The organism is Agrobacterium sp. NPDC089420, from assembly GCF_044900305.1.
Lineage (GTDB): Bacteria > Pseudomonadota > Alphaproteobacteria > Rhizobiales > Rhizobiaceae > Agrobacterium.
The window spans coordinates 25,033-49,873 of record NZ_JBJDMY010000012.1; the positions used below are offsets into that span (position 1 = coordinate 25,033).

Here is a 24,841-nt window from a genome sequence, read left to right on the forward strand (position 1 = left end):
GGCATGCGCTGTGGAAACCGAAGCACCTGAAGGTCGCGGCACGCGGCCCGAAGACTAACATTGAAATGGGAGGAGGACAGGATGGTAAAAAACAAGGTGGACGCAACCGAAGCGCCCGACCTGCGCAGGGCGGGGCTGGCGGCATTGAAAGAAGCCATGCCGGGCGTCTTCCCCGATGGTGACGTCGACCTGCGCGACGGCAAATTCGGCGAAGATCTGGTCGAGATCGGCCTCGTCAGCGTCTGGGGCGCTCTATGGGCCAGAGATGGATTGAGCCGCCGCGACCGCAGCCTGGTAACGCTCGCTCTTCTGATCGCGCTGCACGCCGACGCCGAGCTACGCACTCATGTCGGAATAGCCCTGACAAACGGCCTCACGAAAGCCGAGATCGCCGAAGTGATCTATCACTCGGCCGGATACGTCGGTTTCCCCGCCGCCGTGACCGCCCGCAATGCCGCCCGCGAAGCATTGGCGCAAGGTTGAAATATCGGCAAGGCCATCACATCAAAAGGATACGTTGCGAATGTCACTTCAAGGAAAGAATGTCGTGGTCACGGGCGGCGGCCGGGGGATCGGCCGCGCCATCTCGACGGTGCTTGCCGCCCTCGGCGCATCCGTCGCGGTCTGGGATCTCAATGCGCAGGGCGCCGACGAGACGGTCGAGATTATCCGCAAGGCCGGCGGAAAGGCGATTGCCGTGGCAGGCGACGCGGCCGATGCCGCAGCCATCGCGGCATCGGCCGCCCGCATCCGTGATCAACTCGGACCGGTCACGATCCTCGTCAACAATGCCGGGATCAGCAGTTACGTGCCCTTCACAAGCCTCACCGAAGAGGTTTGGGATCGGGTCATCGGCATCAATCTCAAGGGACCTTTTCTCGTCACGCAGGCATTCCTGCCAGACATGCTGGAGGCAGGCTGGGGGCGGATCGTCAATATTTCCTCGTCCTCGGCACAGACCGGCGCTCCCGCCATGGCCCATTATGCCGCCTCAAAGGGCGGCGTCATCGGTTTGACCAAGGCGCTCGCCATCGAATTTGCAGACAAGGGAATTACCGTCAACCATGTGCCGCCCGGTTTCGTGGATACGCCGCTGGTGCGTGAAGGGCCAATCGACGTCGAGGCCGTGGCCCGAACAATGCCTATGAAACGTGCGGGCCAGCCGGACGACATTGCCCATGCCGTGGCCTATCTTGCGTCGGAGGAAGCCGGTTACGTCACCGGCCAAACGCTCAGCGTCAATGGCGGGCGTTATCTTTTCTAGCTTTTAAAAACAGGGCCGGTTAAACACGGAAACGATCGTTACGTTGCCCGTCACCCTGTTCATGGGATGACCGAAACTCCGCCGTCTCCCACCGCCGGCAATCGCCAGCGGGTCCAGCCTCAGAACATGCAGGCCTTGAACGGATCGCATCCGGCAAGGCCAAGCCACCGCTCCGGCGCGCCTCGCGGTCTGCTCCAAAAAACACCATAAGAACTTGATTTTAAACATAAAAAATTCCAACATATAAACACACAGCACAATAAACCACTGGCTAATATGATCTTCTTTGCAACGAGGATTTCCAAGCATGAGTGGACAATTGACTGGGCAGCGGCATCGTATTGCCGCCAATACAGGCACAAAACCGAATGAAAAAAAGTCTCTGCGGGCTACAATTCTCGTAGGCACGCTCCTGGCCGGATGCGTCGGAACGGCGGCGCTTGCCGAGACCTCCGGGCGCAGCGCCTACTCGCTGCCGGCGGGCGATGATCTCTATATGGCCGGTGCGAGGTTTGAGACGGTTCAGGATCGTCACCGCGACCACCGCAGCTATCGGGAATCGGGGGAACGTGCGCAGAGGCTTGGTGCGCGCGACATCATCCGCCTGCTTGAAGATCGGGGATACCGGGTCAGAGACATCGAGAATGTCGGCGATCGCTATCTTGTGAGAGCCTCACGGCGAGGCGATCGGGTATTGGTCAGCGTATCGAGACGCGGAGAAATCATGGGTGTCGTTCGCGACCGCGATTTCTGACAACAACAGCTCCGCTTCGATGAACGCCTGGGCGCGCCTGACCTGAACGAAATCGCCGGCGCGTTCCATGGCCTGTTTGCGGTCGTTCCAGCCCCGAAGCGATCCTCATTTATCGGAAATGCCGCACCGCCGGACACAGACACTAGCGCCGGTCACGGCAACCCTCGAGAAACAGGTCGAGAACACATTTGACATGCCGATGCGGGTCCTGTGCAGGCAGGGCCTGCCTGCCCTGCAGGATCAACGCGCTCATCGGGGCGTACATTATGGCATCCAGATACCGATCCGCGAGGAAATACGCATCGGCCGGCCGAATTTCCCCTCTGGTGATGGCACGCAGGAAGATGGCGGCCACCACCTCGCGCAGCCTTGCCCCACCCTCGTGATAGGTTGCGGTCAATTGGGGAAATTGCACCGATTTGGAGGCGATCAGCCTGTAAAGTGCCTTGGCCTTCGGGGTGAGAGAGCGATCGACAAGCAAGAGGCCGATACGGTACAGCGCCTCATCGACAGGAGCTTCGTCGCCAATGCCTATGGCATCCGCCATGAAGAGGCCGGACATGCCTTTTTTCATAACGGCAACGAAGATGTCCTCCTTGGAGGAAAAGCGGGCATAAAAGGTCTTTTTGGATATCCGCGCCGTCGAGGCGATCATGTCGACGCTGGTGGTCTCGAAATCATTATCGAGAAACAGCTGAGTGGCGACCTGAACGATACGGTCCGTCAGAAGGCCGGTATCTTCTTTCCTGGGCCGACCTGGCCGCCTCACCTCTTTTTTCGCCGGCACTGAATCGGCAATGGTCATGCGCATGCTTCCCCACATTAACGCCGTTACAAAACGACACCTCTATACGCCCGACTATAAGCGCAGAGTGAGGCCAGCATAGACGATAAATAGCGCAGGCAGGTTTGAATGTTGCCGTATTTGCAAAGGTCACGCCGCCCGGATGCGCGCGAGGAGCGTGCCGCCTGGCCAAGGCCGGATCGAAATCCGCGGCGCCGCAGTCGCGAGATGCCCAGCGAAGCCGCTCCTGAGACGATCCGCCATCCCGCCGGTTACCGATCGGGCGGGCCACGTTCGAAGGCAGCCGAAGTCGGATCGACTGCCTCCCTCACCGTTAAAACTTGTAGCTGGCGCCAAAAACGACCTTGTGCTGGTCGGCCTTGAAATCACCGACCGCCGAACCGAAATCCTTGCTGCCGAAATCCGAATAGCGATATTCTCCGCGCACCACGATGTTATCGGTGAATGCACGCTCGACACCGGCGCCGGCCGTCCAGCCGATCAAAATGGCATCATTCTTGGAAGCCTCCGGAACGTCGACCTTCGCACCTGCAGCGGCCACACCGGCCGTTGCAAAAATCAGCGTGCGGTCAAGCGCATAACCGACGCGGCCGCGCGCGGACGCATCCCATTCGAGATTGGCGTCGCCCTTGTTTTCGAAATTGTAGTTGAAGTCGTTCTCGATACCATAAACGATATCGCCGGACTGGAAGTTGTAGCCGGCATGAAGACCGGCCGAACCGCTGTCGAGATCTTCGGCCGAACCGAAGATGGTTGCCTGGTTCCAGGTATAGCCGCCCTGGCCGCCGAGGTAAAAACCGGACCAGTCAAAAGCCGAATAAGCCTGATGTTCGGGCTGGGGGCTGGGCTGCGCAAACGTCATGTCCGCCGCCGTGGCAGGAAGAGCCGCAGAAACGGCCAGCACGGCGAAAACGATTGTCTTGAAATGCATTGGGATGCCTCGTGATCTGTTGGGAGGGAGGGGGCGTTCCGCTTGCGAATCCCCCTCGGAGCAAGACACTGTCTCCCGGATCAAGATTGCGTACTGTGTTATAAGATTAAATTATGTTGCGAACCCTGTCTCGAAGGGCACGCGCGGCGTTGTCAAAGCCCTGCCTCGAGCGGAGCGGCATCTAGCGCGGCGATGAGGACAAATCCGATTTTTCCGAGCACCGGTCGATGGCCGCCATGCAGCTGCGGCGGGCTTCGCAACATTTCTTAACATTAAAGCAGCAACGGCAACGTCTCTTTTTCGTACACTCTGCGCAAAATTCGGAGCTGGTCGACCATTTGCGATGACCGGCCGCGTGGAATAATGAAGGATGAATTGATGCCGCATTTGTCGAAGAAGGCAGGATTTCTGCTCGCTTCCTGTTTCTGCTTCGCGATCGCGGGGTGCTCGGACGAACAGCAGACCAAGGCTCCCGCCGCCCCGCCGACTAAAGTCGCCATCATCGATGTGCAGGCGGAGACCTTGCCGGTGGTCATCGAGCTTCCCGGGCGGGTGGCGCCCATGGTCACGGCCGATGTCCGCCCCCGCGTTACCGGCTTGATCCTCAAGCGGATTTTCGAACAGGGCTCGACGGTTCGCGAGGGTGATGTTCTCTATCTCATCGACCCTGCGCCATTCCGCGCCAAAGTCGCCTCGGCCCAGGCAACGCTGGATGCGGCACTGGCCGCCCAGACCCTTGCCAGGCAGAAGGCGGATCGGCAGACGCAATTGCTGCAGGGCGGCGTTGCCAGCCGGGAGACGACCGAAAGCGCCGTCGCGCAACTGGCGCAGGCCAATGCCGATGTCGAACGCGCGCGGGCGGATTTGAGCACCGCGCAGCTGGAGTTGCAATATACCGAAATCCGCGCGCCGATCTCGGGGCGGATCGGCCGCGCCCTGGTGACGGAAGGCGCTCTGGTCAGCCAGACATCCGATGTTCTGGCAACAATACAGCAGATTGACCCCATCTATGCCGACTTCACCCAGCCGGCAGACAGCCTCATTGCCCTCAAGAATGCGGTGGCCAATGGAAAACTGAAGGCGGATGAATCAGGTAGTGCGCTTCTCAAGCTCGCATCGGCAGAAGGTCAATCCTATCCGCATGACGGCAAGCTGCTGTTTTCGGAAGCGGTCGTCAATGCAGCGACCGGACAGGTCATCCTGCGAGCGGAGTTTCCCAATCCCGAGACGAACCTTCTCCCCGGCATGTATGTCAGGGCGAGAATGGAGCAGGCCTCGATGGAAGGCGCATTCGCCGTGCCCGAGCAGGCGGTGCAACGCGACACTGCCGGGAAATCGCAACTCTATCTGGTCGGGCAGGACGACAAGGTTGAAGTTCGCAATGTCCAGCTCGGCTGGCTTCTGGATGGCCGGTGGGTGATCGTCAACGGGATCGCCCCGCACGACCGCGTCGTCGTCGAAGGATTTCAGCGGATCGCCCCGGGAATAAAGGTGGCGCCGGAGCCGTGGACGAACCCGGCCATCGCCGCTGCGAAAGACACAAAGAGGAACTGAACCGGATGGCCGCCTTTTTCATTGACCGCCCGGTATTTGCCTGGGTCCTTTCCATTGCCATCATGCTGGCCGGTATTCTGTCCCTGACGGCTCTGCCGATCACCCAATATCCCAATGTCGCACCGCCACAGATCAAGATTTCCGCGACCTATCCGGGGGCTTCCCCCGAGGACACCTATGAGGGTGTCACGCGGCTGGTCGAAGAACAGCTGAACGGCATTCCGGGTCTTCTTTATTATGAATCGACGTCGGATGCCGCCGGCGCGATCAATATCACCGTCACTTTCGCCCCCGGCACCAATCCGGACACGGCGGCCGTCGAGACGCAAAACCGGGTGCGACGCGCCGAGGCTCGGCTTCCCGCCGTGATCGTGCAGCGCGGCATCACCGTGACGGCGGCCAGCAGCGGAACCCTGCTTCTCGTCGCCCTGACATCGAAGAGCGGCGGAACCGACGGGCTGGCGCTCGGCGACTATATGAGCAGGAATGTCGCCAATGAGCTGCGCCGCGTTCCCGGCATCGGCAATGTACAGCTTTTTGGCAGCGAGCGGGCGATGCGCATCTGGATCGATCCGGACAAGCTGCTCGGCTTCAACCTCTCTCCCACCGATGTCAGCGATGCTATCCGGTCCCAGAATGCCCAGGTGGCCGCAGGCCGGGTTGGCGCGGCCCCCGTGGAAGCGGACCGCCGCACCACGGGATCCCTGCTGATCAAAGGCCAGCTCATCACTCCGGAGGAATTCGGGGCAATCGTATTGCGGGCGCAGGCCGACGGTTCCACCGTTCGCCTGCGCGATGTGGCACGAATAGAGGTCGGCGCGGAAAGCTACAACACGTCCACACGGATCAACGGCAAACCCGCAGCCGGAGCGGCAATCGAACTGGCGCCTGGCGGCAATGCGCTTTCGGCGGCAACGGCGATCCGCGAGAGGATGGCGGAACTCGCCCCATCCTTCCCGCAGGACGTTGAATGGTCGATCCCGTATGATACGACGCCTTTCGTTTCGATCTCCATCGAAAAGGTCCTGCATACGCTGCTGGAAGCCGTGATCCTGGTGTTTATCGTCATGTTCCTGTTCCTACAGAACATACGCTACACCGTTATTCCCACGATCGTCGTGCCGATCGCGTTGCTCGGCGCCTGCGCCGTCATGCTGCTGCTCGGCTTCTCGATCAACGTGCTCACCATGTTCGGCATGGTGCTGGCCATCGGCATTCTCGTTGATGACGCGATCGTCGTCGTCGAGAATGTCGAGCGCATCATGGCCGAGGAAGGGCTTTCTCCGAAAGAGGCAACCAAGAAGGCGATGAAGCAGATCACCGGCGCGGTTATCGGCATTACGCTGGTTCTCACTTCGGTCTTTGTTCCCATGGCGTTTTTTCCCGGTGCCGTCGGCGTCATCTACAAGCAATTCGCCCTGACGATGGTGGCCTCGATCCTGTTTTCCGCATTTCTGGCGCTTTCGCTGACACCCGCACTCTGCGCGACCTTCCTGAAACCGCTGGCAAAAGGACACGTCCACGCGAAAAAAGGCTTCTTCGGCTGGTTCAACCGGGGCTTCGACAGCCTGTCGCACGGATATAGCGGCTGGGTCGGTCGCCTCATGCGCAAGAGCGGCCGCGTCATGCTGGTCTATCTCGTTATCGTTGGAGCGGCGGCCTACATGTTCGTCCGCCTGCCTACAGACTTTTTGCCGATCGAGGATCAGGGCACGTTGCTGGCGCAGGTACAGGCACCTGCCGACGCCACGTCCGCCAGAACGCTGGAATCGGTGCAGACGATGGAAAAGATCGTGCTCGACAATCCAGCCGTCGAAAGGGTCGTCGCCATCAACGGCTTCAGCTTTTCCGGCGCGGGCGAGAATGCCGCGCTGGTCTTCATGACCCTGAAGGACTGGAGCGAGCGAGGTGCCGGACAAGCCGCCAGCGAGATCACGCAAAAACTCAATGGCGCCTTCCTGTCGATCAAGGATGCCGCCGCCTTCGCCACCTCGCCGCCGGCGATTTCCGGCCTCGGCGCCACCAACGGCTTCGCCTTTCGGCTACAGGACCGGGGCAACCGCGGCCATGCTGCGTTATCGGCCGCGCGTGACCAGTTCCTGGCCGAGGCCCGCAAGAGCCCGATCCTTGCCGGCGTCCGCGAAGAAGGACTGGCGGATGCGCCCCAGATGGTTCTGACGGTCGACCGCGAGAAGGCAAATGCGTTCGGCGTTACCTTCGCCGATATCAATCAGACGATCAGCACCAATATCGGCTCCGCCTATGTCAATGATTTTCCAAATGCCGGCCGCATGCAACGCGTCACCGTGCAGGCAGAACCCGGCAAACGCGGCAATGTTTTCGACGTCATGAAAATGAACGTGCGCAACACCGAAGGAAGCATGGTGCCGTTTTCCGCCTTCACCACCTATAATTGGACAAAGGGAGCCACGCAGCTCGTGGGTTACAACGGCTTTCCGGCGATACGCATCAGCGGCCAGGCGGCCCCTGGACACTCTTCCGGTGAAGCCATCGCCGAAGTCGAGCGCATTGCACAGTTGCTTCCGTCCGGATTCGGGTTCGAATGGAGCGGCCAGTCACTTCAGGAAATCCAGTCCGGCTCGCAAGTCCCGATGCTGCTTGGGCTTTCCTGCCTGCTGGTCTTCCTGTGCCTTGCGGCCCTCTACGAGAGCTGGTCCATTCCGCTCTCCGTCATGCTGGTCATTCCCCTCGGCATCATCGGCTCGCTCGCGGCCGTCATGCTGCGCGATATGCCCAACGATGTCTATTTCAAGGTCGGTCTCATCACGATCATCGGGTTGTCAGCCAAAAATGCCATCTTGATCATCGAGTTCGCCAAGGATCTGCGTGCGGAGGGACGTACCGTCATCGAAGCGGCAATCGAGGCGGCGCATCTGCGTTTCCGGCCAATCCTGATGACCTCCCTCGCCTTCACGCTTGGTGTCGTGCCACTCGCCATCGCCACCGGCGCCGGTTCGGCCAGCCAAAGGGCGATCGGCACGGGGGTCATGGGCGGCATGATTTCGGCCACGATATTGGCTGTCCTTTTCGTGCCGGTGTTTTTTGCGGTCGTCATGCGGTTCACCGGGCGGCGCCTGCAGCACGAGACCCCGCGAGATGGAGCACCGTCCGCGGCGGAGTGACGACGCAACATTACCGCATCAAACGCCTTCAGTCGGACATGTTTTCTGACCGAAAACACCAAAATGGCAGCGTTAGATGGCAATGACGAAGCCGCAAGGAGAACACAATGACCGTGCCGCACTGGATATCGCAGATAAAAGAGCAAAAGACCGGAAAAATCGCCCTTAGCCTGGGTGCGGTGGGTTTCGGCTTTCTTTCGCTTTACGCCGTTGCTGACGCTGTGCTTCGCAAAGAGAACCACCTCCCCACGGAACTTGCAAAAACGGAAGCGGTCCCTTTCGTGAAGCAGGAAACGGTTGATCAGGACGAAGGACGGAAAATCCCGGAAATCCCACCCCTGGCTCAAGTCCCCGGTCCTGTCGAACGCGTTCCTTTGCCCAGCCCGGCATTGCTGCGCGCGAGTGTGACGCCAAGCGTGAAGAAGGCGCCCCAGCCAGTTTACAATGTGCAACGGTTTGACCGTTGCGTCCCGGCCTGCGATACACGCGATCCTCAAATCACGGGCGCGGTTGCATCGGCGCAACCGCCCCTGCCCCCCGCCGAAGCCGAGGTGCCGCTGCCGCCGGAACCGGAAGCATCCGGCAATAATTTTTCGTTGCTGGAAAGCGGCGGTCAATTGCTTGGAAAAGTCGCGGAAGCTCCAGGCATGACGTTGGACAAAGGCCGGCAGGTGATCCGATTTGCCGCCGACGCTTTCCGCTGACCCGGTTTTGCGGATTTTCCTCGTCAAAGCGCCACGCCACCAGCCTCTTGAAATTTAATGGCGGTCTACCCTTCCTCTATCGGACGCCGAAACATGTGAGCGGCGCTTCACCGAGCCGGACGGCAGATCGCAAGCTCGACCAGCAGGAGCACATTGTCGGCGCGCGAACGCAGCTCCGCCTGCCTCGTGGTACCGATGATCGCTGGATGGAGTACGCACAGGAAGGCGTCGGCCAGCATTTCCACCATCCGTTCCGTTTCATGGGGCAACGGAATATCGGCCAGTGCCTCCCGGATTCCCGCCACCATGTGATCCCGAAGCAATTGATCAACCTCATCCGCGGTCAGAAATGTCGTCATCACCGCGAAAAGAAGGGGTTCCTTCTTGAGGCAGGCATTGAGTTCCACCAGGAGGTCGAACAGAAAATTCCTTATTCGCGCAAGCGGCGTCAGTCCCCGGATTTTTCGACCGGAGCGGAAGCGATCGATGAGGACCGCGTGGGCCAGTTCGGCTTTTGAATGGAAGTGTTTGAAGACGTTTGCGGGCGACATGTTCAATGTGACCGCGATATCCGATATCGATGTCTTTTTATGACCCAGCACGATGAATGATCGCCTCGCCTCATGCAGGATCAGCACGCGCGTCGCCAGAGCGGTGCGTCGCACGCGCCGTGGATTTGATACCTGCTTCTCCACAGGACCTCCGGGAAAATACACAGGACTGAACTGTCCGTCCGGATGAACAGGACGGACTTCGTTTTTAATCGCGGCCGTGCACGTCAGGCCAGCGCGTCAATACCCCTCATGAACGACGCCCATGATCTCTCCCCCGCGTGAAACGCTCACCAGCAGATCATCGCCGTCTCGCGAGGCGCGAACCAGAAAGCGTTCTCCCACATCCGTGACAGTCTTGACGCGATAACCGCGCCGCTCCAGAAGATGGATCGCATCATCGGGACCGAACCGGTCCCATCCCCGCCGCTCGTGGCGCTGGTTCCACCGACCCAGGAAATCGGCTTCCGCCTGGCCGCGATCCTGTGAATAGGCGGGCGGGTCATCATTGTAGATCACGACCTGAGCCTGCGATGGCAAGGCAAACGCCAAAGACGAGGCAACCGTTATTGCTGCAGTGACGGGATATAACTTCATAGCGGAACCTTTCCTCATGTCCTTGTCCGGGGCGGGTTTCGCCAACGGCAAGCAACGGAAGGAGCATAGGTTTCCGCCAATGCGACGGTATTTTTTTTGATTGCGAAATGTTGCGGAGCCATTCCGCGTATCGGCAGGCTTTTTACACGGCCGACCGCACCGGCGGCCAGGCCGTGAAACCATGCCACCGCTGGCGTGGCGGATCGGAGCCGTAACAAAACGAAACAAATTAAAACACCGCTTTGCAGATCGCGCACGTAAGATGATTGCCATATAAGAGGTGTAACAATGTCATCTTGCTCATCCCCGACATCCATGCGCCAGGTGCTGATCTGCCTGCAGAGCCCGAAATCAGCCGCGCGCATACAGGCAGCCCTGTCACAATATGGGCTTGCGGCGATCCCGGTCTCGCTCACCGAAAGACCGTATGAAACGGACATCGCTCATTCCCGGCTCGTGGTGACCTATACCGCCATGGTTGGCCGGGTAAGAACGGCCTTTAATCTGCCTATCGTGAACATAGAAGCGTTCATGTTCGAGAAGCAAGGCGAAGCCTCGTCTCAACCGATCCGGCACTTTGACGGCGCGGCATTTGTAAAACGCGTTCTTGCAATCATCAATTCCGAACGGCGTTTCCCGTCATGACGGATTTTCCTCACCGGTGCATTCTGCTCTTGGCCAACGCCACGGCAGAAAACCAAGATTTTCGCCGGCAATATTTCTCAATATTTAAAAATACAACTCCACGAGCTCCTGGCTATTTTACTGATCTCCTGCCTTGAAGATTTAACGCCGGACAATTGACGGCGAAACATCCGGTCGAAACCGATTTTCCCTCGGTACGGCGATGGCTGCCGATGTTTGGCTTATGATAGGAATAGTAGCGTGACATATCCACATCTTGATGAGATAATTTCCCTTCCAACGCACGCGCCGCACGTCACTCAAGTATCTGCAACGGCATATGAAATGACGGTATCTGAAACATCCAGCGGGCAACCCAATATTCTGATCGTCGAGGACGATACGGAAATTGCGGGCATGTTGGTGGATTTGCTGAAGCGCAATGGCTTTACGGCATCGGCCACAAGCAATGGTGCCGAAATGGATCGCGTGCTTGCCCGTAAAAAATTCGACCTTGTCGTGCTTGATGCGATGCTTCCGGGAGAAGACGGGTTCAATATCTGCATGCGGCTGCGCGCATCGCGCGCAATTCCCATTATCATGCTCACCGCCCGGCGGGAGGAGATCGACCGGATTCTGGGGCTCGAACTGGGTGCCGACGACTACGTCACCAAACCGTTCAACTCGCGCGAATTGCTGGCGAGGATCAAGAGCGTCCTGAGACGATCCTCCCTTTCGCGGCAACGGGAGGAGGTTTCCGGGCCGTTGGCCTTCGCCGGTTGGCGCATTGACCCAAGCAGCCGGCAACTTTTCGACGCCGAAGGCGACGAGGTTTCCATGACCACAGCCGAGTTTGACCTGTTGTGGGCATTTTGCTGCAATCCGAACAGGGTGCTGACGCGTGAACAACTTCTTTCCATGACCCATGCCGGATCGGCAGGACCGGTGGAGCGAAGCATCGACGCCCATATCAGCCGCATAAGACAGAAGATCGAAGCCAATCTCAAGGAGCCGGCCTTCATCAAAACCGTTCGTCTGGGCGGCTATCTCTTTGCGGCAAGCGTCGAGAGAATCTCTTGAAAAAACTCCGATCGGCATCAATCCGAACACAGATTCTCGTTCTGGCGGTGCTGCTCATCGTTCTGGTCTCGGTCGTTGCCGCCACGACGGAGCCTTTCATCTACGGCCGTCACGACAAGGGTATCCAGATCGGCCTGCTGGCCGGCCGGATTGAACGCGTGGTTGACCAATTCCACGATGCCCGCTCTCCCGAGGAAGAGGAGGACGCGCGAAAACTGGCCGCCAGCCTGGGACTTCCCATCGAGGTCCGCACGGCGGATCAAACTCCCGCGGCCAACATAGCCAACACGACATCGGCTGATATTCTCCGCAGCGTGCGCCTTGCGCTTGAGGAAAACTTTCAGGACGTCCTGCACGGCCTGTTCGAGAAGCAGCCGGAAGCGCGACCGCTCGTGGTCAAGCTGGACGATGCCCGGCTTCTTGTTTTCCATCTTCCGGCCTTCCCTCGCTCCTTGTGGTTCTTTCCGGCATTCATCAGCGGAATTCTCAAGATCGTGATCCCGCTGATCGTCCTCGCCTATGTTGGCAGCTGGCTCATCATCAGGCCGATTGCGCGTTTTGCGGCGACGGCGGAGCGCGCCAGCGCGGATGACAGTCTTGAGCAGCCCTTCGTTGCGGAAGGGGCTTCGGAAATACGAAGTCTTGCCGCATCCCTCAATGTCATGCGCAAGCGCATATTGGACATGGCGGAACATCGGACGCGCATGCTCAGCTCGATCAGCCACGACCTGAGAACACCCCTGACGCGGTTGCGTATGCGGGTCGAACGCTGCGAGCAGCCGGAATTGCAGAAAAAGATGCTTGAGGATCTCGACGCTCTGGATTCAATGATCAATGAGAGCCTGTCGTTCCTGACCAATCCCCTGCACAACGTGCCCTCACGCAAGGTGGATCTGTCGAGCCTGCTTCAGACGATCGCCACGGATTTTTCGGAAACGGGTGTCGATGTCAGATATTCCGGCCCTCGCCGGCTGAAATATGTTTGCAAGCCGCAGGCATTGACACGGGCGGTCTCCAACATGGTGGAAAATGCCTCACGTTATGCCACACAGATCGATGTCGAGCTCGAGGATGCGGGCAAGCATGGCATTTTCATCAGGATAAGCGACAACGGCCCGGGATTGAGCGACGACCTCAAGGCGCGCGTTCTGGAGCCGTTTTTCAAGGCTGACGAAGCCCGCACCGCAGGCAGCGGCAGCGGTTTCGGCCTGGGTCTGCCGACGGCGGAAGGCATCATCCGGAAAGGGCATGGCGGAACGCTGACCTTGCGGGACGGAAAACCCAATGGCCTGGTCATTGAAATCCACCTGCCGCCGTTCCACGACCATGGATCAGGCCGTCTTTCAACACCTTCGGGCAATGCCGCCATCTGACCGTCCGAAGCATTCGCAAAGAGCACGCAGCCATGCCGCGCCTTCAGAATTGGTGAAGGTGATGAGTGAACGTGCCCGGCCGCGCGCCCAACTGGCCTGCTCGGGGTCTGCGAATATTTCCGAACATGAAAGAAAACATCGCAACGCGATCGCTCTGTAGAAATGCCGCAGTTGAATTTCCCTCAGACTGCGGAGCCAATCGTGCAAAACATGTTCAGGAAAGCCGTCGCGATGGCTGCATTCGGATCGATCGTCACGGGCTGCTCGACCGCCAGCCCGACGATGTACCAGGCATTGACTTCCGCCTCGCAGCTGCAACCCAATCCACAGGACAAAAGTGGCCGCATCCCCTATCAATACAAGGCTCCCGTCAACTGGCGCCAATATGACAAAATCATCGTTGAGCCGGTCGTCATCTATCGTGGTCCCGACAACCAGTTCGTCAAGATTGAAGAAAACGAGAAGGCCGAACTCGCCGACGACATGGCCACCCAGTTCAAGCAAAAGCTGGGATCCCGCTTCAGGATCATCGGGACGCGTGGACCCGGTACGCTGAGGCTTCGCCTGACCCTGACGGGAGCCAAAAAGACCAGCCCGGTGCTGGGTCCGCTGTCACGCATCGATGTCGGCGGTGGCGTATACAATACCGTTCAGGCTATCCGGGACCAAGAGGGCGCGATGACCGGTTCGGTAAGCTATGCCGTCGAGATCCATGATGCGGAAAGCGATACGTTGCTGTATGCCTATGTTACCAAGCAATATCCCGGGGCCATGAACATCGGCGCCACCTTCTCCTCGCTTGAGGCGTCAAAGGTGGGTATCGGCAAGGGTGCGGATGCCCTCCTTGCAGATATCGGACGCTGAATGCCGGGAGCAGCGCAACAATATTAAACAAAATGCCGGTTTTGGGCCGGATTTAGGACAAAACCTGTCTGCAAAGGGCCGCTAGTTTCTCCACAGATACAGGAGACTAAAATGTCCGCCAACGATTTGACAATTGCGCAAGCACTTCGCGACCCACTCATCCGGCAGATGCTGAAGGCAGATAAGGTCGCACGCTCTGATTTCGCGACCCTGCTCTGGGAAGCCGCCGATAGGGCAAGAAACGCGGCATCGGCGTCCTGCGCCATTGCGCCGCCAGCCACCATGACCGGGGACGAACAAGCGGCGTGACCGCCTTCTTCCGTCAGTTCCCGACCGCCACCCAGGCAAGGCGTGCCGCAACCGTCTCAATATCCAGACGGATCGCGCTGAATGGCAGACGGTGATATCGCCCTGGCCTTCGATGCCGCCATGGGCGTAGGCACATGACCATTAGCCCGGCCATGAAAATTTGACGTTCCCGGGGCTCCTCTAACATTCGGCAGCGCCCCCTTATCACGCACATCCCCACCTTTAGCGTTTCGCTCTGCGGACGATGATGATGCAATCGCACCCATATTAACGAGCTTCAGCGTGCCGCTGGTGGACGCGCGGCATATGATTGCAGGACCGGCAGCCAGAAACTGGCTGCCGGATTTATCTGTTTAAACGGGATCAGCTTGCAAAGGAGCTGTCAAAGCTGAAGGAACCCGAGGCGTTGCTGAAGGAGAATGTCCCGGCTTTCTGCACGAGTTCCGCCGGCAGCGTTGCCGAGAAGGTGCCCGAACGGCTGCCGAAAGTGTAGCTGCCACTGACGGCGCCATCCGCACCAATGGTGACCGTCGAAGCAACGGTTGCAGCACCGCCGCTGACGAGATCGAGCATGTCGTCGTTGATTTCAGTGATCTTGCTCATGTTAGTCTCCTGTTGGGTTAAGGGTGAGGGATTGACCAGAACGGTCCTCCCCTCGTCTTGTCGTCACCGGCTGCCTATGGCCCGCAGGGGGTCCAGTATCCAGTCGGTGAAGTGCCGGCGATCCGTTATGATATCGCCGATGAGGGTCATGCCGGGGGTCAGCGGGCGCTCGTCGCCATAGGCGGTGATGCTGGTACGCTCCAGACTGACGGTCACCCGGTAGACGGGATCCTTGAAAGCAATGGGAGCCAGAAGCTCGCCCTCGCGATAAGTGGCGCGGGAAACCTGCGCCACATGACCCGACACCACGCCGAAGCGCTGATACGGGAAAGCATCGACCCTGAGCCGTACCTCCTGCCCCGGCTGGATCAGGCCGGCGGCGCGCGGCGGCACCAGCAGGTTGGCCTCGAGATCGCTGCCCGCCGGCACAACGGCCGCAAGCGGTGACTGTGCGCCGGCCGTCTGCCCCGGCTGGGCCTGCAATGCAGCAACCCGGCCGGGCACCGGCGCAACCACGACATAGGCGCGGTTCACCTCCAATTGCGCAAGCGACTGTTCCAGCTCGCTGCGAAGGCCCTGCAGCTGCGCAAGCTTGTCATCCCGCTCGGCCGGCAGCCCCGCCAGCTGCGAACGCGCATCGTTGAGGTCTCCCTGCCGCTGCTCCTTCTGTCGTTCAAGTTCGTGAATGACGCTTTCCTGGGAATAGATTTGCTGCTGCCGGCGCGACAATTCGAAGCGCGTACCGCTGCCCTTGAGCTGGAGCTGCGCATAGCGGCCGGCATCGTCCGTCTGCAACGCCTGCAGCCGACGTTCCGATTCCAGCCGCCGTTCCTGGCTTGCCAGCTCGTCGCCCAACCCGCCGATACGCGCCGACAGGCGCCGTTCCTCCCCGTCGAAACGGGTCTGCACCGCCGCAATCTGCGTATCGACCGACCGGATACGGGCCTGCGTTTCAAGGCGCAGCTTTTCTCCGACCTGGCCGTCGGCACCGGTCGTTTCCAGCGACAGTTCCACCATCGGCTGGCCCTGGGTCACCACGTCGCCTTCATGAACGAACACTTTGCTGACGATGCCGCCTCTCGTCGCGTATAGCTGTGCCAGGCCGCCCGTTGGAGCGACATAGCCGGCAACCGTTTCCTTGCGCGCATAGGTGCCGGTCATAAGATAGGTTGCGCCAACGGCTACGAAGACACCGAGGATCGCTGTCATCATCCCGTGGCTTATAGGCTGCGCGATCATCACCTCGCCACCGAGCCGGCGGCGATGTTCAATGACTTCGCGGCGGAACAGGACGTCGCTCATGGAACCACCTGCAAAGTCTGTGTCGACACATCGCGCGACAGCTCGCGGACATGGCCGTTCTCCACGGCGAAGACACGCGCGGCACCTTCGATAGCACCGGGACGATGGGCAACCATCACCTGGGTGACGCCGAGCCTGCTCAGCGCCTGCATGAGGCGTCGCTCCGCCAGCACGTCGAGATTGGCGGTCCCCTCGTCGAGAAACAGGATGGACGGCCGGCGATAGAGCGCCCGCGCCAGCAATGCCCGTTGCTGCTGGCCGCCGGACAACGTGGATCCAAGATCTCCCACCAGGGTCATGTAACCCATCGGCATGCGCAGTATCTCGTCGTGAAGTCCGACAAGACCGGCAACCGTTTCGACCCGTGCGAGGTCGATATCCGGATCGAAAAACGCTATGTTGTCGGCGATCGTGCCCGCAAAAAGCTGGTCGTCCTGCATCACCGCGCCGATCTGTCCGCGGTAGGTCCGCATTCCGAGCGTGTTGAGCGGAAGGTCGTCGACAAGAACCTCGCCCTCATTCGGCGGATAAAGGCCCATCAGCAATTTCAGAAGCGTTGATTTGCCGCCGCCCGACGGCCCGACAAACACCACGGATTGCCCCGGCTTGATCGTCAGCGAAACGTCCTTCAGCACCCAGGCCTCGCGTTCGGCATAACGGAAGGAGAGATTGCGCATCTCGAGAGCGCCAGCAAGCGGACGATCCTTGCGCATCTCGATGTCCAGGTCTGGTTCGGGATCCTGATGCACGGCATCGGCCAGGCGCTCCAGATGCAGACCGGTCATGCGGAACTTGAAGTATTGATCGACAAGCGACAGCGCGGCGGTACTGAACTGGCCGCGGTAGGAGAGGAAGGCCAGCAACATGCCGAGCGTCATCTCGCCTCGGATGATGGCGTCCGCACCGAGATAGAATACCAGCAGCATCTCCGCCCCGGTGAGCAGGGACAGGCCGGCCGTCCCCTGGAGACCAATCTTCTGCAGGCGAACGGTGTTGTTGATACTGTCGGCATAGGCATTCTGCCACAGGCCATGGCGCTCCACCTCCCGGCCGAACAGCTTGAAGGCACGCGCACCGCGAATGGTCTCGAAGAAAATGCCGTCCACCCTGGCCTGATACTGGATGCCTTCATTGGTCACGCTCCGCAGCCAGGGGAAGATTGCGAGCCGGATGCAGATGGTGAGCGTGAGCGAGACCAGCACAATGCCTGCCAGAGCAGGGGCGTAGATCAGCATTACCACCAGGGTGATGATGGCCATCAGCCCGTCCAGGACGCCGGAGACGAGGCCGCCGGACAGCAGTTCCTGCACTGGCTGGAGGGAGTTGAAACGGGACAGGATATCGCCGAGCCGGCGCTTTTCGAACCATGGAACCGGCAGGCGCAAAGCATGACGCAACAGATTTCCACGCATCTGGAAAGTCAAAAGCGTGCTGAAATGCATCTGCACATAGCCGCGCAGCAAGGTCGTGGCGCTCTGGATCAGCAGCAGCAGTCCCGCGCCGACGACAATGATGTTGAGAAGGCTGAGATCTCCCTTGGATATGGCCTCGTCGACGATCGTCTGATTGACGAGCGGAGAGACCAAAGCGAAGAACTGCAGCAGGGCGGATAATATCAGGATTTGCAGCAGGCTCGGAATGAAGCCGGCGCTTTTGGACCAGAGGTCGGTCAGTCGTACGCGTTCCACGACCTTGCGTTTGCGGAAGGTGGCGGCCGGTGTGAGTTCCAGTGCAACGCCGGTAAAGTGCCTGGATGCCTCGATATGCGACAATCGCCGCTGACCGCTGGCCGGATCATGAATCTCGATCCGCCCCGGCATCGCTCGGCTCAAGACGACGTAATGCGACATGTCCCAGTGCAGAATGCAGGGCATCCTCAGCTTGCCGATGTCTTCCATATCGAGCTTCAATGCCCGGCCGGCAAAACCCAGATCATCGGCAATCGCGATGAGGGTCTTCAACGTCGTGCCCTTGGAGGAGACCGTGTGGCGTCGCCTCAGTTCCGGCAGCGTCACATGGTGACCATGGTGGCCCGCAACCATCGCCAGGCAGGCAAGTCCGCATTCAGCAGCTTCAGACTGCAGAAGAGGCTCGATCCGGGTGCGACTGTAAAGGGCTGTAAGACGCAACTCACCATCCCGCTTTTGAACTATGGGACCAGGACTATCGAATCCCGCTTTTCACAAGTGCCGACCCCGCCGCCGAGCGAAGGGGTTCTGCAGCAGCGGATTTGCAGGCATTCCTCTGCCGATAATGGGGGAAGCCGGGGGGCTTGGCTTCCCCCATCCAATTCAGGATTTGTATCCAGCCGTGAGCGTTACCGGTGGCTGTACATCCTCCCGAACAAGAGGGTTCTCAGTTGGAAGGAGGCCTGCAATCACGCCTCCCGATTTCGTAGCCGATGGGCAATTGTGTCACTGATGGTTTGTGCCACGGGCGTTCGAACCGCCGTATCCGAATGTATGGCAGACCTGAATGTTCAGTTGGGTCTTATTATGTTGAGAGATATTATCGCACATCACGAAGTGGCCACATTTGCGCGGCGCCTGCCTGCTCCTCGGCTGGAAGCGGGCAGCCATCAGGGTGTGTTGGCGATTGGTGGGAACCCCGGGGTCGGATGGCGGTGTAGGCCAGCGGCAATGTCATCGCCGGCATAAATACACCGTTGAATTGAAAGGCGGGTTGATGTCGGATCGGCACCAGCCACCGCCACGCGCGCCGCACTGTCCAGCGGAGACGGCTTCGTCACGAAAAAAAGGAAAGCAAAGGCATGATCCAGCACGACGCATACCGGGGGCCGGTCGTCGTTTTCGTCGGCTCCTTGACTGAACACGTCACCGACGGCGGTCTCATGCCGTCGTTCCAACCAATTTAAGACGACGATCACGGCGCATCGTATTGACGAAGGATATCGGCCGCCCACTGGACGACCGGACGGTCAATCATTTTTCCTCCCAGCTGAATGACGTTGTCTCCCGCGGCCTCGACAGCGGCGGCTATGGCCTTGGCCCAAGTGATTTCCTCGTCACTGGGACCGAGAAGGACATTTGCAGTCCCCACCTGCTTTGGATGTATACAAAGCTTTCCGCCGAACCCGAACTCCCGCGCCTGTCTTACATCACGGGCCAGGGCGGCATCGTCATCGAGCGCCAGGGTTACACCGTCTACGGGAGGAGGCAGTCCTGCGGCGCGTGACGCCATCGCAATCTGGAATCTTGCATGGTCCAGAGCGGGGCTCGTCACTGGCAATCTTGCATCGGTGGTAAAGTCGATATTGCCGAATGCAAGGCGGGAAACCCCTCTCAGCCGCGAGATCTCATGCACCTGCATGAGGCCTGATACCGTTTCGATCAGGGCGATCACCGGACGATCGACGAGATAGTGGAGAACGCGCTCCAGCGACGGCACATCTGCCTTGGGGAGCATGATTTCCGCCCGCGAAAAAGTGGCGGCGGCCGCCAGATCCGCGTCGAACCAGAAGCTGTCAGCTGAATTTATACGCAATACGGCGCTATTGCCGTCCCTGAACCAACGGCCGGCGGCATTTCGGGCATCGTCTTTCTCCGCGGGCGCGACGGCGTCCTCGAGGTCGAGTATGATCCTGTCCGCCCCTGAAGCGACCGCCTTTTGAAACCTGTCAAACCGATTGCCCGGAACAAACAGATAGCTGCGCGCATCGCACATGCGCGCGTTTTTTTCGGAAGTGCCAGCCGTCATGCGAACCCAGCCTCCGCCGTCATCGCCAGATTGTTACCCGGTCCCTTCGCCCACAACCGCATCACACCTGCAGCGTCGCTTTCTGTTGCTTCAACATGGAAGGGCCGGTTCACGAAAAGCGGCGAAACGGCGCGAAAGTCAAAGCGTGCCAATGGTCGGCCGCGGCTGGCACGTTGGGCAAGTCCCTGCAGAAGGCTCGAAATCAGCGGTCCATGAACGACAAGATCGGGATATCCCTCTTCAGCCTGGGCATAAGGCGCATCATAGTGAATCCTGTGGCCGTTGGAGGTCAGCGCCGAATACCGGAACAGCAGAACCGGATCGGGCGTCACGACGTCCGACCATGATGCGTCCTGCGGCGCCGGTTGCGCGGCAGGTGGCGGCAAACCGGGCTGCGGCGACTCGCGATAGACGATATCCTGCTCCTCCTCGATGCAGACCCGCCCCTCCGTCATCACACGATGACGCACCGTCACGAAGACAAGCCGTCCGGCTTTGCCTGACTTTGGCGTCACGCTCAAAATCTCGCTGACCCGTTCCGCCTTAGCCCCGATCGGCAGCGGCGCATGGTATCGCAGGCGGCCGCCGGCCCACATGCGCCGGGGCAGCCCGACATCGGGCAGGAAACCGCCCTTCTTCGGATGGCCATCGCTGCCGACCTCACTGCGGCGCACGAAAGGATTGAAGAATATCCAGTGCCAGGCTGCAGGAAGAGCCTTGCCGTCACCCGGCACCGATGGCAGGTCGAACGTGCTGGCAAGGGCCGCAACGCGATCTGGGTCGATCAGCGCAAGGCGTCGCTCCGTGCGTCCCACATATTCCGAATAGTTATGTGCAATCCCGATTCCCGGATCCGCGGACATTTAAAACCTCCCTGGCGTTCAGAAGATCACGTCGCGCTCGATGAGCCCGTCGATTTCACGTTTGGACATTTTGAGAAGCTCGCCATAAACGAAATCCTCGTGCTCCCCGAGCTTCGGCGTGCCCCTCTCGATCGTTGCCGGCGCGCTTACCGAGAAACGGCCGGGAAATCCAACCGCTGCTCGCCGGCCGCCGCCGTTGTCCTCGACATCCACGATCGCCCCGCGCTGCCGCAGATGCTCGTCGTGTACGAGATCATGCGTATTGAATGACACATGGGCGGGAACGCCGACCCCCTGAAGAGCCGCGGCCGCAGCCTCGGCATTCTGACCGACGCTCCATGCGGAAATCGCAACATCTAACTCCCGCCTGTTGGCGTGGCGTGTGTCCGCACTGCAAAACCGATCATCCGATACCAAATGCGCAAGCCCGGCGAAGGTAGCGAAAGCACGCCATTGTCCTTCGCTTCCCACCGCGATGCTGAGCCACCGATCAGGCTTGTCCGTCGCATAGAGCCCGTGCGGGGACATGCGGTAATCGTCGTTGCCAAGCCGCTCGATATGTCCGCCCGCCGATACGGACATCAAGGAATCTCCTACAAGCGAAGAGGCCACGTCGCGGGCGGCAATGTCGACATGCGACCCCTGCCCGGTCCGGCGCCGCCGATGCAGGGCGGCAACTGTCGCCAGCGCGGCATTGAGCCCGACCGAATGATCCATGACGTGCCGCATTTCCATCGGCGGACCATCCCTATATCCCGAAAGGAATCCGAGGCCGCCCCATGCGCCGAACAGCGGGGCGTAACCCGCAAAATGCGAGTCCGGACCCGTCTGCCCCGATGAGGACACCGACACCATCACGATGTCGGGCTTCACATCCTTCAAGTCCGCATAGCCAAGCCCGAGCCGGTTCATCACGCCTGCGCGAAAACTTTCCGCAGCCACATCCGAAATGGCCACCAGCCGCTTCGCCAGGGCAACGCCTTCGGGATGCTTCATGTTCAAGCGGATCGACAGCTTGTTTGACGCCACCTGATCGAAACTCGCAGGCCCGTTTCGGCCATAGACCGCATGCGGCTTTCTGAAAATGTCCGGCCGAAGCGCGCTCTCGACCTTGATGCATTCGGCACCCAGCTGCGACAGCATATGCGTGCAGAACGGTCCTGCGGCATGCACCGTGAAGTCGGCAATCCTGACGCCTTCAAGAGGTTTCATGCCCGCTCCTTCAGCAACGTCTTTTTCCGTGCGGCCAATTGATCTCGCGTTGCAGCGTCGGGGCAAGAAGCTGGGGAGGACGGCCAGGGCCGAACCGGAAGCGGCTCCTTGTCGAACCGAAACGGAGCGGACTGGATGCTGCACGTCCTGCCATCGGCAAGGTCTACCGTCGAGAACAAGCCGCGTGCGTTCTCGTGACGACCGGAAAGGATCTGTTCCGGCGTGTTGTAACGCGCCATGGGTACACCGAGGCGCTGAGCGGCGGCGACGATCTCCTCCACGGGATGTCGTGCGGCCCATTTCCGTATTTGTTCGTTGATGAAATCGCCCTTATGGCTGCGCACGACAGCGTCCTCCAGGCCAACATCCTGCGCCCATTCGGGGTAACCCATCAGTTCCACGAGACCATGCCACTGGCGCTGCTCCAGCGTCAGGAGTTCAACGAAACCGTCACGGCATTCAATCACGCCGCCATAACGAAACGAGCGCGACAGCCTGTGTTCCAGAGACCCGTCGCCATAACGCTGAACAGTGAAGGCGCCGACGGCAAGATTGGCATCCTGAACCGCCACGTCGACATATTGTCCCTTTCCGCTCCAGACGGCGGCGAGCGCGCTCAGAGCGCCGGCGACACCGCCCTGCATTTCTGCGAAATGTCCTGCGATCTTCAATGGCGGCCGGTCGGGAAAAAGCGTGGCGGAAAGACCGTTCGGCAGAAGGAAACCTTCTCCCGCCGAATGGATGAGGTTGAGTTCGGTGCCAAGCCAACCGGATTTCGGTCCATAAGAACCGAACGGCAGGACCGACAGATGCACAAGCCCGGGGCATGCGCCGGAGAGCGCATCGGGATCCAGCTCCCACCGCTTCTTGTCGCCGGTGGCAACATCCTCGATCAGGATATGCGCCGTCTCGATCTGCGTCCGGAACGCCTGCCTGCCGGAGTCCGTTTCCAGATCGAGCGTTACGGACCGCTTTCCCGCAGACACATAGGCAAACAGGGCGCTTTCCCCGCTATCCAGCCCGAGGAAGGGAGGCTCCCGCCTGAGCGGCGAGCCTTCCGTCGGTTCGATCAGGACGACCTCGGCACCCATTGCCGCCAGAAGACGCCCGGCATAGGCCGCGGCGACACCGGTCGAGCATTCGACGCATCGAATTCCGGAAAGAGGAAGCGACATATCCATGATTGCGCCCCGATTTTTACCGGACGACCGGAAGTTCGAGATCGAGATTTCCGCCGTCGAAATGAACCGGAATATTGGGATCGCGACTGGGCAGGATGACGGTCGCCAGTCCCGGTGTCGTGATTTCGCCGCGCTGGTTCTCCCCCCAGATCTCGAGATCGACGAGAGCGTGGCGATCCTTGATATATTTGCGGGTGACCTTGCCCTTGCACCAGGTGGAGTCGCCCATCGTGTTGAACCGGCGCATTTCGGTGCGGACGCGCTTCAGGAAGGCTGCGTCACCCATCCAGTTCGTGACCAGCGAGCACATCCAGGAGGAACGCTGCGGGCCGTAATCATAAACGCCCGGAACACCGACCTCTTTCGCGGTGGATTCGCGGTGATGGCCGATCCCGGTATATTCGATGCCGCCACCGGCCTCCGGATTCCGGAAGAAATGCCCGGGATGCTTCATTGCGGCCTTGAACACGACGCCATGGGTGTGGCCGCGCCCGCACCCGACGAGGAAGCCCATCGTATCCATCAGAGACAGCGGACCGCGAACGATCGGATCAAGCTCCTCACCTTCCTTCACGTCTTCCCAATAGCGGACATTGGCGCCGCGAATCCGGGATTCTTCGCGCAGTATGGCCTCGTCGATCTTTTCAAACTCCTCGGCCGTATATTCGTGGGTTACGATGTCCTTGTACTTGCCGGCATCGCGTGCCGCCTTGCGCTCGTGCCGCGTGCAGGTTCCAAGCGCCCTCGCGACAAGCTCGCCGAACTGGTTGCTGTAGCTCGCCTCGACATATTGCAGCACAAGACGACCGGAGAACTTGCTTTCCTTCTCCTCAACCCCGACAACCCGTTCGATGGCGCTGATGCGGTCACCTGGACGGATGTGGCGAAACAATTCCCAATCGTTACCCGCATAGAAGCCGTGAACGCCTGGCAGTCCCCAGCGCGTGCGTCCGACCCAGCCGAATGCCATTGGGAACATCGGATGAGCGACCTGCCCGCCATAGCGGGAATTGCGGCCATATTCCTGTTCGCGATAAAGCGGATTGAGATCGCCGATACCATTGCACCAGTTGCGGAGCGTGTCGGCGGTCGCATCCTGCAGATAGGGTCCTTCCGGTCTCAACTGAAGACCGATCATGTTGCGGGCGGCTGCGACAGCCTCATCCGTGATGCGGCCCTCTGCAGGTGCGCCACCGACATCCTGCTTAGATTTGTCGATAACCTCAACGTTCATGTTTTCCTCCAACGAATTTGCCGATGCCCGCATCCGATGACGCGACATACCGATCAAGATAATGCATTATATATTATTTTGGTCAACAGGAAATCGAAGGCAAAACACGAAGCCATGGCATTGATTTAAAACAATATTATAAAAAACAAGCGCCTGCATTCCCAGGAAACCTGGGT

General features: G+C 59.8%; 23 protein-coding genes. 11 read left to right on the forward strand and 12 right to left on the reverse strand.

The genetic code is table 11. The annotated features are described in order from the left end of the window. Positions 1–81 precede the first annotated feature (81 nt). The 3 genes from ACI2KA_RS18125 (at position 82) to ACI2KA_RS18135 (ending at position 2,018) form a co-directional block, all read left to right on the forward strand. Positions 82–483, forward strand: a complete 402-nt coding sequence (locus tag ACI2KA_RS18125; protein WP_404503845.1) for a carboxymuconolactone decarboxylase family protein — start codon at positions 82–84, stop codon at positions 481–483. A 40-nt stretch (positions 484–523) separates the two neighbouring features. Beyond that, a complete protein-coding gene (locus tag ACI2KA_RS18130) occupies positions 524–1,264 on the forward strand; it encodes an SDR family oxidoreductase (protein ID WP_404503846.1) in 741 nt (246 codons plus the stop codon). 307 nt (positions 1,265–1,571) lie between these two features. Continuing rightward, the gene (locus ACI2KA_RS18135) at positions 1,572–2,018 is read left to right on the forward strand and encodes a hypothetical protein (RefSeq protein ID WP_404503847.1); all 447 of its coding nucleotides are present in this window, start codon (positions 1,572–1,574) and stop codon (positions 2,016–2,018) included. A 142-nt stretch (positions 2,019–2,160) separates the two neighbouring features. Here ACI2KA_RS18135 and ACI2KA_RS18140 read toward each other — a convergent pair whose 3' ends face one another. Both ACI2KA_RS18140 and ACI2KA_RS18145 read right to left on the reverse strand, forming a co-directional pair. Beyond that, positions 2,161–2,823: a TetR/AcrR family transcriptional regulator gene (locus ACI2KA_RS18140; protein WP_404503848.1), complete on the reverse strand. Its 663-nt coding sequence runs from the start codon at positions 2,821–2,823 to the stop codon at positions 2,161–2,163. 313 nt (positions 2,824–3,136) lie between these two features. Then, positions 3,137–3,754, reverse strand: coding sequence for an outer membrane protein (locus ACI2KA_RS18145; RefSeq protein WP_404503849.1), 618 nt, complete (start codon positions 3,752–3,754; stop codon positions 3,137–3,139). Positions 3,755–4,132: 378 nt separating this feature from the next. Between ACI2KA_RS18145 and ACI2KA_RS18150 the strand changes: the two genes are divergently transcribed. The 3 genes from ACI2KA_RS18150 to ACI2KA_RS18160 all read left to right on the forward strand — a co-directional run bounded on the left by ACI2KA_RS18150 (position 4,133) and on the right by ACI2KA_RS18160 (position 9,155). Next, on the forward strand, positions 4,133–5,308 hold the full coding sequence (locus tag ACI2KA_RS18150) for an efflux RND transporter periplasmic adaptor subunit (protein ID WP_404503850.1): 1,176 nt from the start codon (positions 4,133–4,135) through the stop codon (positions 5,306–5,308). Between the two features lie 5 nt (positions 5,309–5,313). After that, a complete protein-coding gene (locus ACI2KA_RS18155; RefSeq protein ID WP_404503851.1) occupies positions 5,314–8,451 on the forward strand; it encodes a multidrug efflux RND transporter permease subunit in 3,138 nt (1,045 codons plus the stop codon). Positions 8,452–8,558: 107 nt separating this feature from the next. After that, entirely contained in the window at positions 8,559–9,155 is a 597-nt protein-coding gene (locus ACI2KA_RS18160) for a hypothetical protein (protein WP_404503852.1), read from the forward strand. Between the two features lie 107 nt (positions 9,156–9,262). Here ACI2KA_RS18160 and ACI2KA_RS18165 read toward each other — a convergent pair whose 3' ends face one another. Both ACI2KA_RS18165 and ACI2KA_RS18170 read right to left on the reverse strand, forming a co-directional pair. After that, positions 9,263–9,850 (reverse strand): TetR/AcrR family transcriptional regulator, encoded by a 588-nt coding sequence (locus ACI2KA_RS18165; RefSeq protein WP_404503853.1) that lies wholly within the window; start codon positions 9,848–9,850, stop codon positions 9,263–9,265. A gap of 96 nt (positions 9,851–9,946) precedes the next feature. Next, positions 9,947–10,303 (reverse strand): hypothetical protein, encoded by a 357-nt coding sequence (locus tag ACI2KA_RS18170; protein WP_404503854.1) that lies wholly within the window; start codon positions 10,301–10,303, stop codon positions 9,947–9,949. 315 nt (positions 10,304–10,618) lie between these two features. On the opposite strand from ACI2KA_RS18170, the gene ACI2KA_RS18175 reads away from it, so the two are divergent. The 5 genes from ACI2KA_RS18175 (at position 10,619) to ACI2KA_RS18195 (ending at position 14,553) form a co-directional block, all read left to right on the forward strand. Beyond that, the gene (locus tag ACI2KA_RS18175; protein ID WP_404503855.1) at positions 10,619–10,948 is read left to right on the forward strand and encodes a hypothetical protein; all 330 of its coding nucleotides are present in this window, start codon (positions 10,619–10,621) and stop codon (positions 10,946–10,948) included. 324 nt (positions 10,949–11,272) lie between these two features. Further along, on the forward strand, positions 11,273–12,007 hold the full coding sequence (locus tag ACI2KA_RS18180; RefSeq protein ID WP_404503988.1) for a response regulator: 735 nt from the start codon (positions 11,273–11,275) through the stop codon (positions 12,005–12,007). Further along, a complete protein-coding gene (locus ACI2KA_RS18185; protein WP_404503856.1) occupies positions 12,004–13,380 on the forward strand; it encodes an ATP-binding protein in 1,377 nt (458 codons plus the stop codon). Before ACI2KA_RS18180 ends, ACI2KA_RS18185 begins: the two co-directional genes overlap by 4 nt. 210 nt (positions 13,381–13,590) lie before the next feature. Beyond that, a complete protein-coding gene (locus ACI2KA_RS18190; RefSeq protein WP_404503989.1) occupies positions 13,591–14,244 on the forward strand; it encodes a DUF3313 domain-containing protein in 654 nt (217 codons plus the stop codon). Positions 14,245–14,355: 111 nt separating this feature from the next. After that, positions 14,356–14,553: a hypothetical protein gene (locus tag ACI2KA_RS18195; protein ID WP_404503857.1), complete on the forward strand. Its 198-nt coding sequence runs from the start codon at positions 14,356–14,358 to the stop codon at positions 14,551–14,553. Positions 14,554–14,916: 363 nt separating this feature from the next. On the opposite strand, the gene ACI2KA_RS18200 is transcribed toward ACI2KA_RS18195, so the two are convergent. The 8 genes from ACI2KA_RS18200 to ACI2KA_RS18235 all read right to left on the reverse strand — a co-directional run bounded on the left by ACI2KA_RS18200 (position 14,917) and on the right by ACI2KA_RS18235 (position 24,665). Beyond that, positions 14,917–15,156: a flagellar hook protein gene (locus tag ACI2KA_RS18200; protein WP_404503858.1), complete on the reverse strand. Its 240-nt coding sequence runs from the start codon at positions 15,154–15,156 to the stop codon at positions 14,917–14,919. A 63-nt stretch (positions 15,157–15,219) separates the two neighbouring features. Beyond that, positions 15,220–16,458 carry an HlyD family secretion protein gene (locus ACI2KA_RS18205; protein WP_404503859.1) on the reverse strand — a complete coding sequence of 413 codons (1,239 nt, stop codon included), beginning with the start codon at positions 16,456–16,458 and terminating at the stop codon, positions 15,220–15,222. Beyond that, positions 16,455–18,587, reverse strand: coding sequence for a peptidase domain-containing ABC transporter (locus ACI2KA_RS18210; protein WP_404503860.1), 2,133 nt, complete (start codon positions 18,585–18,587; stop codon positions 16,455–16,457). The genes ACI2KA_RS18205 and ACI2KA_RS18210 overlap by 4 nt, the downstream gene beginning before the upstream one ends. A gap of 754 nt (positions 18,588–19,341) precedes the next feature. After that, positions 19,342–20,175: an HpcH/HpaI aldolase/citrate lyase family protein gene (locus ACI2KA_RS18215; protein WP_404503861.1), complete on the reverse strand. Its 834-nt coding sequence runs from the start codon at positions 20,173–20,175 to the stop codon at positions 19,342–19,344. After that, the gene (locus ACI2KA_RS18220; RefSeq protein WP_404503862.1) at positions 20,172–21,038 is read right to left on the reverse strand and encodes an acyl-CoA dehydrogenase; all 867 of its coding nucleotides are present in this window, start codon (positions 21,036–21,038) and stop codon (positions 20,172–20,174) included. Before ACI2KA_RS18220 ends, ACI2KA_RS18215 begins: the two co-directional genes overlap by 4 nt. 18 nt (positions 21,039–21,056) lie before the next feature. Further along, the gene (locus tag ACI2KA_RS18225; protein ID WP_404503863.1) at positions 21,057–22,250 is read right to left on the reverse strand and encodes a CaiB/BaiF CoA transferase family protein; all 1,194 of its coding nucleotides are present in this window, start codon (positions 22,248–22,250) and stop codon (positions 21,057–21,059) included. Next, positions 22,247–23,431 carry a CaiB/BaiF CoA transferase family protein gene (locus ACI2KA_RS18230; protein WP_404503864.1) on the reverse strand — a complete coding sequence of 395 codons (1,185 nt, stop codon included), beginning with the start codon at positions 23,429–23,431 and terminating at the stop codon, positions 22,247–22,249. Before ACI2KA_RS18230 ends, ACI2KA_RS18225 begins: the two co-directional genes overlap by 4 nt. Positions 23,432–23,447: 16 nt before the next feature. Continuing rightward, the gene (locus ACI2KA_RS18235) at positions 23,448–24,665 is read right to left on the reverse strand and encodes a MaoC family dehydratase N-terminal domain-containing protein (RefSeq protein ID WP_404503865.1); all 1,218 of its coding nucleotides are present in this window, start codon (positions 24,663–24,665) and stop codon (positions 23,448–23,450) included. Positions 24,666–24,841: the final 176 nt, after the last annotated feature.